This is a genomic window from Bacteroides sp. 41_26, assembly GCF_949740115.1.
Taxonomy (GTDB): Bacteria; Bacteroidota; Bacteroidia; order Bacteroidales; family Bacteroidaceae; genus Bacteroides; species Bacteroides nordii.
The window spans coordinates 20061-35425 of record NZ_CATJGZ010000132.1; the positions used below are offsets into that span (position 1 = coordinate 20061).

10 protein-coding genes are annotated in these 15365 nt (G+C 38.8%); 4 read left to right on the forward strand and 6 right to left on the reverse strand.

Features of this window, described 5'->3' with window-relative positions; all coding sequences use genetic code 11:
• Nucleotides 1-48 precede the first annotated feature (48 nt).
• Nucleotides 49-810 (forward strand): class I SAM-dependent methyltransferase, encoded by a 762-nt coding sequence (locus QX565_RS19815; protein WP_289294102.1) that lies wholly within the window; start codon nucleotides 49-51, stop codon nucleotides 808-810.
• Between the two features lie 92 nt (nucleotides 811-902).
• On the forward strand, nucleotides 903-1724 hold the full coding sequence (locus QX565_RS19820) for a DNA alkylation repair protein (protein ID WP_221649529.1): 822 nt from the start codon (nucleotides 903-905) through the stop codon (nucleotides 1722-1724).
• A gap of 16 nt (nucleotides 1725-1740) precedes the next feature.
• Here the strand turns inward: QX565_RS19820 and QX565_RS19825 are convergent, their stop codons facing one another.
• Together QX565_RS19825 and QX565_RS19830 are read right to left on the reverse strand one after the other, a co-directional pair.
• Nucleotides 1741-2259: a methylated-DNA--[protein]-cysteine S-methyltransferase gene (locus QX565_RS19825; protein WP_289294083.1), complete on the reverse strand. Its 519-nt coding sequence runs from the start codon at nucleotides 2257-2259 to the stop codon at nucleotides 1741-1743.
• A 208-nt stretch (nucleotides 2260-2467) separates the two neighbouring features.
• Nucleotides 2468-3631, reverse strand: a complete 1164-nt coding sequence (locus QX565_RS19830; RefSeq protein ID WP_289294084.1) for an exo-beta-N-acetylmuramidase NamZ family protein — start codon at nucleotides 3629-3631, stop codon at nucleotides 2468-2470.
• Between the two features lie 74 nt (nucleotides 3632-3705).
• Between QX565_RS19830 and QX565_RS19835 the strand changes: the two genes are divergently transcribed.
• Nucleotides 3706-4242: an HD domain-containing protein gene (locus QX565_RS19835; protein ID WP_221649532.1), complete on the forward strand. Its 537-nt coding sequence runs from the start codon at nucleotides 3706-3708 to the stop codon at nucleotides 4240-4242.
• Between the two features lie 88 nt (nucleotides 4243-4330).
• Complete coding sequence (locus QX565_RS19840; RefSeq protein WP_289294086.1) at nucleotides 4331-7042, forward strand: putative LPS assembly protein LptD; 2712 nt, start codon at nucleotides 4331-4333, stop codon at nucleotides 7040-7042.
• A 108-nt stretch (nucleotides 7043-7150) separates the two neighbouring features.
• On the opposite strand, the gene QX565_RS19845 is transcribed toward QX565_RS19840, so the two are convergent.
• From QX565_RS19845 to QX565_RS19860, 4 genes are read right to left on the reverse strand one after another with little or no spacing between them, the layout of a single operon-like run.
• Nucleotides 7151-9535, reverse strand: a complete 2385-nt coding sequence (locus tag QX565_RS19845) for a T9SS-dependent choice-of-anchor J family protein (protein ID WP_221649534.1) — start codon at nucleotides 9533-9535, stop codon at nucleotides 7151-7153.
• Nucleotides 9536-9567: 32 nt separating this feature from the next.
• Nucleotides 9568-10434 carry a hypothetical protein gene (locus tag QX565_RS19850; protein ID WP_221649535.1) on the reverse strand — a complete coding sequence of 289 codons (867 nt, stop codon included), beginning with the start codon at nucleotides 10432-10434 and terminating at the stop codon, nucleotides 9568-9570.
• A gap of 25 nt (nucleotides 10435-10459) precedes the next feature.
• Nucleotides 10460-11956 carry a RagB/SusD family nutrient uptake outer membrane protein gene (locus QX565_RS19855; protein ID WP_289294089.1) on the reverse strand — a complete coding sequence of 499 codons (1497 nt, stop codon included), beginning with the start codon at nucleotides 11954-11956 and terminating at the stop codon, nucleotides 10460-10462.
• Nucleotides 11957-11970: 14 nt separating this feature from the next.
• Nucleotides 11971-14964, reverse strand: coding sequence for a SusC/RagA family TonB-linked outer membrane protein (locus QX565_RS19860; RefSeq protein WP_289294091.1), 2994 nt, complete (start codon nucleotides 14962-14964; stop codon nucleotides 11971-11973).
• Nucleotides 14965-15365 lie beyond the last annotated feature (401 nt).

The window sequence follows — 15365 nt, forward strand, 5'->3', positions numbered from 1 at the left end:
ATAATTGTAAAGTAATGATAATTAATAGTTTATAATATGGGGGATAAGATGAATACTGATTATAAGGTAGGTGATTTGATTTATGACGCAAATATTTATGATGGATTAAACACCTTCCTGTCTGATTTGCAATTTTACAAAAAGTGGTTGCCGAAAAATAAGGATGCTAGGATACTTGAACTTTGCTGTGGTACAGGCAGACTTACGCTTCCAATTGCAAAGGAAGGATACAATATTTGTGGGGTTGATTACACTTCATCCATGCTTGAACAGGCAAAGGTAAAAGCTTCTGAAGCAGGATTAGAGATTAATTTCATTGAAGCAGATATTAGAACATTAAACTTGCAGGAAAAGTTTGATTTTATTTTTATCCCATTCAATTCAATCCATCATTTATATAGAAATGAAGATTTATTTAAGACGTTAAAGAGGGTTGAGAATCATCTCAAAGAAGGGAGCTTATTTTTGCTTGATTGCTTTAACCCTAATATTCAATATATTGTTGAAGGCGAAAAAGAACAAAAAGTAGTTGCTGAATATACAACTAGCGATGGAAGAGAAGTATTGATAAAACAAATAATGCATTATGAAAGCGCAACCCAAATAAATCGTATCGAATGGCATTATTTTATAAATGGTGAGTTTCATTCAATCCAAAATATGGATATGAGATTGTTTTTTCCTCAAGAATTAGATTCATATCTGGAATGTGCTGGATTTAATGTTCTTCACAAGTTTGGCGGTTTTGAAGAAGAAGCATTTAAGGATAATTCGGAAAAACAGATATACGTTTTATCATTTAATAAATGACTTTACCAATTTTAGGTGTATCTTGGAACAGTATTTAAAAGTTTATTCATCAATCGGTTAATTCAAACCGATGAAAATCTAAAAAAATCAGAATGGCAGAAATTAAAAGGAAAGGAGCAAGATCTATCAAAGATATTCCTGAAGATGTATTGAATCAACTGAATCATGGCGAAATAGAATCGGCCAACTTGGTGGAGTATCTTGGGGTAGATCGGATGAAATTGCTCGAGAACCTGTTAGGCCAATGCTGCAGGGGGAAATATGTACAACCGATTTTGAATCAGATAGATAAGCTGGAAAAACGAACTCCAAAAACAGTTTATGAAATAATTGCAACAGGGATTTTTGAACAGATAAAGGTTCATAATGACAGCGAACTTTTATATATTATTTCAACGCATCAATCGGATATAGTTAGATGCTGGGCAACTTACATTATAGGAAAAAACACAGAATTGGGTATTGGGCAAATGCTTCAGGAAATAAGACCATTTGCTACAGACAGACATTTTAATGTTAGAGAGTGTGCTTGGGCTGATGTGAGGAAAAGTATTATACGAAATCTATCTGAAAGCATTGCGATATTGTCTACATGGGCAATGGATAGTGATGAAAACATAAGACGGTTTGCAAGTGAAGCAACCAGGCCACGAGGTGTTTGGTGTGAACATATTGAGGTTTTGAAACAAAATCCTAAATTAGGATTATCTATATTAGAACCATTAAAATCCGATAAATCCAAGTATGTTCAGAACAGCGTTGGGAATTGGTTGAACGATGCAAGCAAGACACAACCTGAATTTGTGAGAGAACTTTGTAAACGATGGGAGAAAGAAAGCGACACGATAGAAACAAAATATATCATTAAAAGGGCATTAAGGACGATTGATAAATCGTTATCCAAGCTTTCTTAGTTTTTTTGTTATTCTCTTACAGTAGGTGTTTTATGCCTGCTTCTAATTCTAATAATATCTTTTTGGCTGCTAGCCCACCACCATATCCGGTTAATTTGTGATTGCTGCCAATAACACGGTGGCAAGGGACAAATATGGAAATGGGATTTGCACCATTGGCTGCTGCTACTGCACGGATGGCCTTAGGATTGTTTAATCTTTGCGATAGTTTTGCGTAAGATATGGTTGTTCCGTAAGGAATATTAAGTAATTCATTCCATACGGCTTTTTGAAAGTCTGTTCCGATAAAGGCTAATGGAATATCAAATGCAGTTCTTTTTCGAGAGAAATATTCATCTAATTGCGCCATTGCTTCCGTTATTATTTCAGAATTTCCTATTTCATATTTAGCATGTAGTGTGTTCTGTAGTCGTTTGTCAATTACTGCTCTACGTTCCTCATTCATCCAATCGCACATGCAGAGCTTCTCTTCAAAAGATCCAAGTATTAACTTCCCGCATATGGATTGATAGTATTGTATTTGAATTGTTTCCATATTGCTATGTGTCTATAATTGTTGTTTATTAATTGTTTGATGGGAGGGAGTATATGCTGTCCTTTAAGGTTTCGCTTTGTTTCATTAAGTTGAGAATTTTGTTTCAACCTATTGAGAAAGATTTCTCAATACGGTGAGAATTTAGTTTCAATGCGTTGAGAATATTTTCTCAAAGGATTGAAACAAGATGAAACATTCGTGTTCCGAATCAATATAGTAGATACTTTTCCCGCATTTCTTTGTACTTTTGCAGTTCCGTCTTCCATCCTGCCCGTATTTCTGTTTCACTTTTTCCTGCTAAAATCTCTTTACGTACAGTATCTGTACCCATTAGAAGATCGAACCAGCGTGCCCGGTCGAAGAATGCGCTCCCGGCATTTGATTTCCAGTAAAAGCGCAGGAAGTAACGTAGAGTGAATCCATCTATATTGGCAACTCTTCTTAAATCTTCTCCATAACACAGTTGGTCTTTGTGCATGGGATTCTTGTCAAAACCGGGTAGTGAATGCGGAGTGAATGTAAAGTCACCATACTTTTTATCCGGTGCACCGAGCACCTGAAATGGGAAGGTTGTACCCCGCCCCACACTGATACGGGTTGCTTCAAACGGACAGAGAGAAGCGTATAACCGTATAGCCTGATCATTGGGCAGATTAGGCGAGGGCTTAATGGGAAGAGAATAAGGTTGGCCGTGTTCCCAGCCCGTCATGGGAATGACTGTCAACCGGCAAGCGTCCGGGGTTTTATTTATCCACCCTTCACCATTTATCATGAGAGCCAGTTCGCCAATGGTACAACCGTGGAGTATAGGGATAGGCAATATACCTACAAAACTACGGAAAGCAGGACGAAGAATGGGGCCATCTATATAGTCGCAAGGATTGGGCCGATCAAGTACAATCATCTCTTTCCCATTCTCAGCGCAAGCCTCCATTACATAAAACATTGTACTGATATAGGTATAGAATCGTGCTCCTACATCTTGTATGTCGAATATAATAATATCTATATCCTGCAATTGTTGCATGGTAGGCTTTTTATTATTCCCATAGAGTGAGATGAGGGGAGTTCCTGTCCGACTGTCTTTTCCGTCTTTTATCGTTTCACCTGCGTCAGCATTGCCACGGAAGCCGTGTTCCGGGGCGAACACTTTCACTACATTAATGTTTAGTTGTAAAAGGGTATCGAGCAGGCAGGTTTGTTCTTCACCAACAATGGAGGTGTGGTTAACTACCATTCCTACCCGTTTCCCTTTCAACAGTGGCAGGTATTCTTCGGTACGTTCTGCTCCGGTAACGAGAGTGCCTTCTGCAAAGAGGGTGCTAATGCCGATAAACAGGCTGGTGAGAATGAAGATTATTTTTCGGTGCATCTCGGTATTTTTTAGTAATATTGCACAAAAATATCTATTTGTATTGATTATTACAAGTTATAATAGGTGAAGTTATGAATCCGATTGATATAATTGATAAATACTATCCGCAGGATAATGAATTGAAACATATTTTATTAGTACACAGCCAGTCGGTGGCCGACAAAGCACTGTGGATAGCTGCGCGGCATCCGGAGTTAAATCTTGATGAAACATTTCTTTATGAAGCAGGCATGCTTCATGATCTTGGTATTTTTCTGACGGATGCTGCTCCTATTTATTGTTTTGGAACAGAACCTTACATCTGCCATGGTTATCTGGGAGCGGATTTAATGCGTAAAGAAGGTTTTCCGTTACATGCTTTGGTATGTGAAAGGCATACGGGTGCCGGGCTTTCATTGAAGGAAATTATTCGTCAACAGCTTCCGATTCCTCATCGCGAAATGCTTCCTGTGAGTATGGAAGAACAGGTAATATGTTTTGCGGATAAATTCTACTCAAAGACTCATCTTGACAGAGAAAAAACGGTAGAAGGTGCCCGGAAAAGTATTGCGAAGTATGGAGAGGAGGGACTGAGCCGTTTCAATCGCTGGTGTGAGCTATTCTTGTAGCACTAAAAAATAATTAAAAAGAGAGATTCCGATGTATAATTGATGAAGATTGTGTACTTTTGCCCCTTCAAGCGTAAACTATTAGTTAATGACGCCATTGAAAGCAAATACATTAATATCATTTATACTACTGTTTGTCTTACTGGTGCTTCCTGATGAGGCCATGTCTCAACGTCGCCGAAACAGGGGAGTAGAAGGAGGTGTAGAGACATTTAACCCTCCGGCAGCTCTGAATGCAGATTCTTTGACGACTGACTCGGTAAGAACAGATTCAGTTGTTGCTAAACCCATTAAGAAACAACCGCTGGATGCTCCGGTGATCTATTCGGCAAACGATTCCATTGTTTTTGAAGAAGGAGGATATGCTCACCTTTACGGAGATGGAAAAGTGAACTATCAGAAGGTAGAGCTGGGAGCACAAATTATCACTATGAATATGGATAGTAGTACGGTGTATGCTCGTGGTGTGAAAGATTCACTGGGAGTAGAAACCGGAAAACCTGTTTTTAAAGACGGTGATACTTCTTATGACACCGAGGCTATCCGCTACAATTTTAAGAGTAAAAAAGGATATATTAATAACGTTGTCAGTCAGCAAGGTGAAGGATATGTAACCGGTAATAATGCGAAAAAAGGTGCTGATGATGAGCTGTTTATGCAGAATGGTAGGTATACTACCTGTGATCATCATGATCATCCTCACTTTTATCTTCAACTAACAAAAGCTAAAGTCCGTCCGAAAAAGAATGTGGTAACGGGGCCCGCTTATCTGGTGGTGGAAGATGTACCGTTACCATTGGCTGTACCCTTTTTCTTCTTTCCCTTTTCCAGCAGTTATTCTTCCGGGTTTATTATGCCTACTGTTCTTGATGATTCTGCCCGTGGATTTGGTCTATCGGATGGAGGATATTACTTTGCTATCAGTGATTTGATGGATTTGAAAGTAACAGGTGATATCTTTACGAAAGGTTCGTGGAGGCTGGGGCTGGAGACGAATTACAACATGCGTTATAAGTTTTCCGGTTCTTTGATGGCCGATTATCAAGTGACGAAGACGGGAGATAAGAATATGCCGGACTATTCGGTATCAAAAGACTTTAAGATTGTATGGAGTCATCGGCAGGATCCTAAAGCAAACCCCAATGCTACTTTTTCGGCAAGTGTAAACTTCTCAACCAGTAGTTACGAACGTACCAATATCGGTAACTTGTATAATTCGCAGTTATTGACACAGAATACCAAAACATCAAGCGTCAGTTACTCACGCACTTTTCCGGATATCGGTCTGACACTTTCGGGTACTGCCAATATAGCGCAAACAATGAAGGATTCTTCTATTGCGGTAACATTACCTGACCTTAACATTTCATTGACCCGCCGTTTTCCGTTCAAGAGGAAAAAAGCAACAGGTGCAGAGCGTTGGTATGAAAAGATTTCATTTCAATATACCGGTCGTTTGACAAATTCTATTACAACTAAAGATGATCGGTTGTTTAAATCAAATCTGGTAAAGGATTGGAAAAATGCTATGCAGCACACCATACCAGTAAGTGCTACATTTACTCTTTTCAAATATTTCAATCTGACCCCGTCATTCAATTACACAGAACGCTGGTATACCCATAAGACTGATAATTATTATGATGAGGAAAAGCGTCAATGGGTGGCTACCGATACTATTTATGGATTTAATCGCGTGTCCAATTATAATTTCTCTTTGGGATTGAGTACGAAACTTTATGGTATGTATAAGCCTCTTTTTATGAAGAAGAAAGAGATACAGATTCGTCATGTTGTTACTCCGCAGGTGAGTGTGAGCGGTGCGCCGGGTTTTGGGAAGTATTGGCAGGAACATGAAGATGCCAATGGAAACATGTCGTATTTTTCTCCTTATACCAGTCAGCAGTTCGGTACAGCGCCACGTGAGAAACAGGGGACAGTGACTTTTGATTTGTCGAACAATATAGAGATGAAGTTTAAGGACCGGAATGACTCTATTAAAAAGATAAGTCTGATTGATGAATTAGGAGGTTATATTTCTTATAATATGGCTGCTGAGAAGAGACCGTGGAGTGACCTTACTTTGCGTCTACGCTTAAAACTGACAAAGAACTATACTTTCAATCTGAATTCTACGTTTGCTACATATGCCTATACGTTTGATAAAGAGGGCAGGGTTGTGACTGGTGATCGTACAGAATGGTCTTACGGACGTTTCGGACGTTTCTCCGGTTGGGGATCTTCATTTAATTATACCTTCAATAATGAAACTTGGAAGAAATGGTTTGGGCCTAAAGACGACAAGGATCAGAAGGATAAAGACAAGGATCAGAATGGGGAAGACAGCGAAGATATGGATGCCGGAAATGATACCGGAACCACAAAAAAAGTGGAGAAGGCACAGGCGGACGCTGATGGTTATCAGGTGTTCAAGATGCCATGGTCTTTGAGTGTGAACTATTCATTTAATATTCGTGAAGATCAGAGTAAGCCTATTAATGTGCATTCAATGCGTTATCCGTTTACTTATACGCACAATATTAATGCTTCCGGTAATATCAAGCTTTCAAATAACTGGCAGGTGTCTTTTAATACCGGTTACGATTTTCAGGCGAAAGAAGTAACTCAGACGTCAATGACTATTTCCCGTGACTTACACTGTTTCAATATGTCAGCAAGTCTCTCTCCTTTTGGACGTTGGAAATACTATAACTTTAAGATCAGTGCTAATGCAAGTATCTTGCAGGATTTAAAGTGGGAGCAAAGAAGTCAGACGCAGAGTAATATACAGTGGTATTAAAAACCTCCCTCTGCTTTTAAGTATATATTCCATAGAACTTTAAAGAAATAAAAAAGCCAACTAGTTCGATGACTAGTTGGCTTTGATCTTTTTATTTATAGAATATTTCTATTTTACAATCAGTTTTACTGTTTCTGTTTTTGCATCGGTAGCAATTACAACCAGATAAGTTCCTGAACTAAGTGTACTGATATTCATACTCTGTTCAGATGTTTCATTACCTGTAGCAGTAAGTACAGTTTGTCCGAGTAGATTATGGATCGTAATATTTTTAATCTGGTTTCCATTGGTCTTGATGTTGACCAGCTCGCTTGCAGGGTTTGGATAAAGTGATAATTCTGCTTTCACAGTAGTATCATTTTTAATACCAGTAGGAGCATTCTTGCCAAAGTTTGGACGGATATAAGGAGCACCATAACCAGGTAGTTCACTCATGAATCCATTTTTGGATGCTGCAATTAATCCATCTTTTGATTGGTCACATACTAATCCCATGTTCACTGCACTTTCTTGTTTTACCTCAAACATATATTTACCGGGAGCAAGATTTGTTTCAGGGAGTTTGTAAACGATTTCTTCTCCACCTTTACCTCTGAGTACAGATTTAGTAACCATCGTTGCTCCTATCTCTGAGTTATTATTAGTGTTTATTTTATATACGTTCAGGGTGATTTTATCGTTGGCTTGTTCTTCTTTAAGCATGAAACCAAGGCTGAGTGAGGTTAATACGTCCTCTTTCAGTATAGTGAATGCTGCACCAAATGCAACGGGACCGCTACCACTACCTACACCAAATTTGAAATCGGTTGGGTTATCCCAGGCATAAATAGAATCGGTTACAATCGTTGTAAGCTGAGCTGTATTGTTTACAAGGTCATCATCCTGAGCAATGCTAGCTTCGACAGAGAAAGCAGGTACTTGCTCTTTACTGCTTACTATATTATCCAGATTGAAATTGAAGGTTTCCTTCTTCGTTTCTCCTACAGCCAGGGTCGGGATGGTGGTAGTTGCTAAAACATCATCATAAGCTTTCACGTTCAGTTTGATGTTGTTTTCAACCTGTTGTCCATAGTTTGCAACAGTTACTTCAAACTTCTGTGCTGTATTTTTGATGTGGAATTGAGGAATCATTCTTGGGTATTTCTCTTCGCTGGTGATTGATTCTACCTTAATATCATGTTCCAAAATCTTACTTACGCTGATGCTGAATATCTCAAGATAAGATAATTCGGTTGCGTTGAAGCTGATACCGTAGTTACCTTCTTCGGTTACAGTAAATGTTATATCTTTCTTAACTGTAGTATAATTAGTAAATTCTTTGAATTTCCCTAATTCGCTCCAGTTAGCCATATCACTTCCACTCTTTCCAAATGTAATGTTAAACAGGTCATATTTTATACCTCCGATAAGCAGTTCGCTTCCTGCACTGTAATTGAAGCTGAGACGATAGTTACCCGGTTCCATATGAATACATCTGGATAATAAAGAAGAAGGTACTTCTGCTTTATAAGCTCCGGACTTATAAATCCAACCATTAGGGGTTATAGGATTCCAGTTTAGCAGATCAATGGCTTTCTCGAAGTTAGATTCAAACGGTAATAGGGCAGGTGACAGATTGATAACACGACCAGCCACCGTATCATTGGCAAAATTCGTTTGCCCTGCACACTGAGCTACTACTTTTATATTGTATCCTTGATCTACAGATGAAAAATCAACAGGTGTGGTAAAAGTAACATCCAATGAAGCATCTACAGCTATTATGTCGGTAAATTCTTGTGTTACTTTGATATCTTCATCTTCCAGTTCATAATATAGGCTGAAACCGTTGATAGGTCCTGTTCCTAAGTTTTTGACAGTTACTTTGATAGGGCTACTTCCCAATGTACAATCGGAAGGAGGAAGTATCAGATTTTCCAAAGCAATGTCCGGAACTCCATTAAAACTACCTTCATCAATAGCTATATTATCTATATAGATACTTCCTTTATTCTTTTCTGATATAGCGTGAAAAGAGAAGTAATAGTCTCCGGCTTCTGCTACTTCAAAGTCGTTGATACTGGCAACCCATTCTTTGGATTTTTTGTCTATCAAAGACGCTATGACCGTCATTGTGGAAACGTCACTTGATTTTCCATAGAGTACTTCAAATCTTTCCGGATAATTAGTTGACGATGATGTGCGATAGTAAAAAGAGATACAATTAGCTCCGGCCTTCAGGGTAACAGGATTTTTTGTAGTGAGATAATCATCTGCTGCATTCTTGCTGTTATACTGATACCTTGCTATTCCTATTCCGCCATCAGCGTCGGGGTTACTGTCTCTGTCATTCAGCCAGGTTGATTTGTCATTATTATTATCAAGTACCACCCAATTATTGGTGAAATTCTCTTCAGCTGCAAAGTCTTCATAGAAGAGGTGCTTTGCCGGCTCTTCGGCCATTGCTACCAGTGCTGTTGATTGCAATGCCAACAAAAGTAATAATCTTTTCATAAGCGCATGTTTTTTAATTGTGAGTAATCTATTTATTGTTTAATGAACTTTAATGGAACCGATTTTCCATTGTCATCAGTGTAACTGCCTACAAGACCTAACCAGCTGTTTAAAGCCGGAATTTCTAAACCGAGAGCATGACCAACTTCGAAGCTGATTACCTTGTCTTTGTAAATACCTGTTATAGGGTCGGAGGTTTTAACCCACATACCACCTGATATCTGTTTGTGAGTGAGTTCGACTCTGTTATCACTATACATTCCTACAGGTTGGCTGGCTATAATAGTCAATTTATACTCTCCTTCATTTTCTGTTTCTTCTACATCTGCGATAGCAGCTCCACCATGTCCAAAGTCTAAATATATCTGTTGGAAGGTATTGTCTACAGAAGTAAGAGTACATGCATAGCCCGTTACTCCGGTTGGAGTCGGAAGCTGGCTTTTTCCTTCCATCGAGTATTTTCCTTCTATAGGACTGTTTTCTACTATATTAATTTTGCACGTATTTATTGAACCGGCAGTTGCCCCTTCTACATCTGCAATTGCTATTGAAAAAGAACGGTTCTGCACTATCTGCTCATTGGCTATTGAAAGAAGGGTTTCCACATTTACTGACTCTGTTCGCATCGGAATGGATAGGTGGTCTTCCGTTATGAGGATCGCTTTTTCACTTTCAAAGCCACTATTGTTTTCTTTCAGGATAACGTGTACTTTTATGAGTCCGTTACGCTCTCCTTTTACTACGATGGGCAGATTAAGGATGGAGGTAAGCTCTTTTACCTCAATTTCAGCCGATTGAAATTCAACAGTAGCTTCTTTGGTATTAAAATCTTCATCACTACTACAAGCAATCATAGTAAATGATAAGAGGAATATGGTTAGTAATTTGAAATAATTCATAACAGTTTCATTTTATGTGTTGAGATTAGTAACCTGGGTTTTGTTGGTTCTTAATTTGAGGATTAGCATCTATCTCCGCTTTAGGGATAGGCCATACCCAACGTATGTTATCCGTTTTCACATTCAGATCTAAAGCTAGTTCATAGGATAGTTGTACTGATTGAGGTGTTTGACGTCTGAACTCTTCACCGTATCGTTTTAAATCAACAAGACGGAATCCTTCGCCGAATAACTCACGTTCGCGTTCGGCACGGATTAGATTTCTGAGGGTCAATCCTGTCACCGGTGCATATTGGATGGAGGCATCACGAGCTGACATTAACTCAAATAATATATCATATGCCATTGATTCGTCACCCGCTTCTCCTCTCAGGTAATAGGCCTCGGCTGTGATAAGATATTGTTCAGCAATACGGAAAATTTTGGGTTTATTCACATAGTTATTAACCCCTTCATACATTTCCGGATTTCCGGGATATTTAGTGAAGACTATTAATCTCTGTTTTTGATTTGTTGAGAAAGCTATCTCTTTGAAAGCAAAATAACAGTTGATGCGTATATCTTTCTCTCTGAACGAGTTGATGATATCTTTAGAAGGGAGGAATACCGGTTTGTCGTTGATATCGTCCAGGAAGTAGTTTCCAATAGTAGGAGCCAATTCTTGTTTAGAACAGAATAGTTGGCAGATTACTTCCGTAGTAATATCATTTTTCCACATCTCTTTGAGTTTCGCTTCATTATTGATGAGTGGATACCGTGCACTTTTAAGTAAGCTTTCGGAGCTTTCAATGGCGGTGTCGTAGTCTTTGGTTAGTAAGGCTATTCGTGCTTCGAATGCGCTTAGGGCATCTACTGTCAGGTATTCCGATGATTGCGCTCCTTTAGCACTTAGGTTTTCTTTGGCCAACCTGATATCTTCTTTGATAAAGTCATAGGTTGCAGCTAAAGTAGCACGTGAAGGATATTTAGTGTTATCGGATGTTGGAGTATATTCGTCTACCAAGGGGATACCATATTGGTTTCCTGCAGTAGTCGGGTCATAAGCTGCACAGAATTTTTCAGCTAACTGAGAGTAAGCAATAGCACGGATCAGATATGCTTCTCCGAGATAGTTTTTTATTATTGGTTGCTCACTTACCTCAAATATATCTTCCTCCTGAAGTTTTTCTATGCTTTTAATGAGTAAATTACATTGGGCAATAGTGACGTAGCAATTACTCCATACAGTAGAAAAAGTACTTTCTGAGGCGTTTGCTTCCCAACGGTAGATGGCTCCGAGTTGATTGCCAAAGTAAGAGAGCGGAATAAAGCCATCCGCTTGTATTTCAGATGCCAGTGCATTGACTGAAACTCCGATGATCCGCAAGTCGCGGTACATCCCTGTGCGCAATTTCTGGCAATCAGCAAATGACTTGGCAGCACTATCTAAAGGGATCTTGTCATAAGGATACTTGTCCATATCACAGGATACCAGTGTTAGTGTTAAGATAGAGGTTAATATAATTGACTTTAATGTTTTCATATATTTGTAGTTCTTTAAAATTTAACTTCCAGTCCTATTGTGTATTGCCTTGAGTTGGGATAGTCTCCTAATGCCAGGTTCGAATCAATTTCCGGATCTATACCAGAGAATTGGGTGAATGTGAGTAGATTACGTCCGGTAGCAAATACTCTGACTCCTTCTATGATTTTGGTTTTCTTCAATATGTTTTTGGGTAATTCATAAGCTATAGTCAGGTTTTTTAAACGGACAAACGCTGCATTCTCTAAAAAGTAATTGGTGCGAAGTAAATTCTCGCTTGCAGTGCCATAGCGCGGTACATCAGTGATGTCACCAGGTTTTTGCCACATGCTGAGCATGCGTTTATTCATGTTAACCATATTTGAATTGGTTGGATTTTCTGTAAAGAAGCGATCGTTGTTAATGAGGTATCTTTCACCTATCCATGAAAAATCTATCATCATGGTTATTCCTTTCCAGCCCAAAGATGTTCCGAAACCACCACTACAAGGAGCAAACATTTTCTTTCCGGTAAATTGCATGTTGTCCATGGTGAATGTCTTGGTTTTATTACCATTTAAGTCGTAGTACATGAGCGAACCGTCTCTGGGATCTACTCCGGCACATAGCACTGAGTAATACTCATTGGGATCATGTCCTACCTGGTATTTCAAACCATATTGTGGAAATGCCAGTTCGTCCAGCCCATTGAACAGAGATTCAATTTTGGTTTTATTATAGTTGAAATTGGCATATACGCTCCATCTGAAGTTGTTGGTGTTCAAAAGGTCAAGATTCATATTCAGGTCAACTCCGGTATTCAAGAGAGTACCTACATTTCCCATACCGGTGGAATGTCCGGTAGTGAGTGAGAAGGGTACGTCCATTAGCATATCAACAGTTTTCTTTCGATAGTATTCAATACTGAAATCCAAACGATCGAATACCCGGGTAGATATACCTGTTGAAAAGTTTTTCAAAGTTTCCCATGTCAAATCGGAGTTGCCAACTGTACCAATTACCCAGCCACTTTGATTATTATAGTTATATTTACCACTACCAGCTACCATACCTAAGGAAGCATAGTTTCCGATTTCTGAATTTCCAGTGGTTCCATAACTGACTTTTAGCCGTAAATCATTCAACCATTTTGTGTCCTTAAGGAAAGCTTCGTTTTTGATATTATACATGGCTCCAACAGAGAAGAAAGAAGCCCAGCGATGGTCTTTGCTGAAACGTGAAGAGCCATCTCTACGGAATGAAGCATCCAGATAGTATCTTTCGTCATAGTTATATTCTCCACGGAAAAAATAGGAATTGAATACGTACTCGGAACGTGCACCGTCAACTTTTGCCGATGAAGCCGAAATGGCGGATAATTGAGTCAGTCGTTTGTCCTCAATACCTTTGCCTGAAGCAGAGAAACCATCTGCATTGTGTATGATTGATTCTTGTCCCGCTAGTAACGTCACGAAATGTTTCTTTGCAAATGTATGTTTATATTCAACTGTGTTGGTGAAAGTCCAGTTGCTTGCTCTTTGAAACTGCTCAGAGACATTTCCGTTGAATTCATTATCTTCCCAAGGGTAGTTTACTCCTCTGTATTTATATATATATCCTTCAAAAGCCTGTGCTCCTTTTATGGTCAGTCCTTTTAGTGGAGTTAGTTCAATGAATGTGTTTAGGTTACCTAAAATTCGTTCATTCTTGATAGATGAATTCCGGAAAATCATCATTGGGTTAGTATATCCTGTTCCCGGTAAGTATAGTAAATCTTCTCCGCGTGACCATGTTCCATTTTCGTTCTCTATGATTTCATAAGGAAAATCGATAGGGCGGCCTGTACGTGCCAATATAAGTGGTGAATTAACCCAGGCGCCTTCATTGTTGTCTCTGATACCCAGAGTGGTTGCGTAATCCTGATAGGAAATGGCGGAGTTTACTCCAAACTTTAACCAGTCTTTTAATTTAGTATTGAGATTAACCCTGAAGTTCTCGCGAGTCATGCCCGATTGGAATGAGGTTCCTTCCTGATCAAAATGACCTGCACTTACATAATAATTTGTAGAACCTGAAGCACCGCTTATGTTCGCATCTATAGAATAGGTTGGAGTGTTATCTCTCAATACATAGTCGGCCCAATCCATACTTAAACCATATTTTTCTATCTTGGCTTTATCAGCCTGAAACTGTGCATTATTAGCCAGAGAATGGTCACACATTAATTTGAACTGAATAAATTCCTGTGCATTCATCATGTCCTTTTTGAAATCTGGTAATTGGGAGATTCCGTATTGTCCGCGAATCGTAATATTTGCCTTTTCACTCATTTTCCCTTTCTTGGTTGTAATATAGACAACTCCATTGGCTGCACGTGCACCGTAGATAGAGGTTGAAGAGGCGTCTTTCAATACTGTTACATTTTCTATATCATTTGGATTGAGAGAAGTGAAAACGTCATTTGAAACCGGTGCACCGTCTAATATATATAAAGGTGAAGTTCCTGCATTGAGGGAGGTGTATCCACGTACTCGCATCGAAGAAGTGGCTGTAGGTTCTCCCGAAGAAGTGAATACCTGCATACCAGCAACTTGTCCCTGGAGTGCATCTGCAAAATTCATAGTTGGTTTTGCTTCTAATACTTTGTTATTAACCGTAGAAACTGAACCTACTACCGAACCTAATTTTTTGCCCGTGCCATATCCGATTACTACAACCTCATCAACCAATTGTGAATCCGATTTTAGGATAACTTTCATGTTGGGTTTGATTTCACCTTCGTATGTTGCCAGACCGATGAATGATATTCGTATTTTATGTGCAGCGCTTGGAATGTTTGATAAAGTGAAGTTGCCATCTATGTCAGTAATGGTCCCCATATCAGTACCAATAATTGAAACGGAGGCACCAACGACCGGTAAATTATCCTCTTCAGAGATTACTACGCCCGTTACTTTGGAGGTTTGCGCTATTATTATGTTTGTGCCAGCCAGCAAACATGTTAATAATAACATTAATTTTTTAATCATAAGTTTCTTGAGGTTTAATTTTGTATATTATGCCATTTCTGAATGCAAATATATTAATAAATATGAAAATAACAATTTTGTTTATGAAGAAACATTGTAATAATAACAAATGGTTATTAAAACATCTTTATAATATGTTCTAAAGCATCGGTAAAGCTATCTTTTGTGTGATAGTGTAGTGTTAAATAGTCTAAAACGTCAATTCTTGAGTGTATATTTATGCATTATTGCTTGTTCTGTGCGGCCTGATTGGAGAAGAGAGGTGGAAAAAGATAGGGTATATCAGTTAACGGATTGAGAACGGAAGTTATGGTTCTCAGGAAAGTAAAAATTGAGAGTTGAAGATTGCTGTGCTATTATGCTGTACGGCAATTTTCAACTCTCAACTTATAATTTTAGAC

Coding starts and splice junctions, on each gene's coding strand:
- QX565_RS19825 (WP_289294083.1), bottom strand. CDS start 2,259: ATGGAAACAATTCAAATACAATACTATCAATCCATATGCGGGAAGTTA.
- QX565_RS19855 (WP_289294089.1), bottom strand. CDS start 11,956: ATGAAAACATTAAAGTCAATTATATTAACCTCTATCTTAACACTAACA.
- QX565_RS19845 (WP_221649534.1), bottom strand. CDS start 9,535: ATGAAAAGATTATTACTTTTGTTGGCATTGCAATCAACAGCACTGGTA.
- QX565_RS19835 (WP_221649532.1), top strand. CDS start 3,706: ATGAATCCGATTGATATAATTGATAAATACTATCCGCAGGATAATGAA.
- QX565_RS19830 (WP_289294084.1), bottom strand. CDS start 3,631: ATGCACCGAAAAATAATCTTCATTCTCACCAGCCTGTTTATCGGCATT.
- QX565_RS19850 (WP_221649535.1), bottom strand. CDS start 10,434: ATGAATTATTTCAAATTACTAACCATATTCCTCTTATCATTTACTATG.
- QX565_RS19815 (WP_289294102.1), top strand. CDS start 49: ATGAATACTGATTATAAGGTAGGTGATTTGATTTATGACGCAAATATT.
- QX565_RS19860 (WP_289294091.1), bottom strand. CDS start 14,964: ATGATTAAAAAATTAATGTTATTATTAACATGTTTGCTGGCTGGCACA.
- QX565_RS19820 (WP_221649529.1), top strand. CDS start 903: ATGGCAGAAATTAAAAGGAAAGGAGCAAGATCTATCAAAGATATTCCT.
- QX565_RS19840 (WP_289294086.1), top strand. CDS start 4,331: ATGACGCCATTGAAAGCAAATACATTAATATCATTTATACTACTGTTT.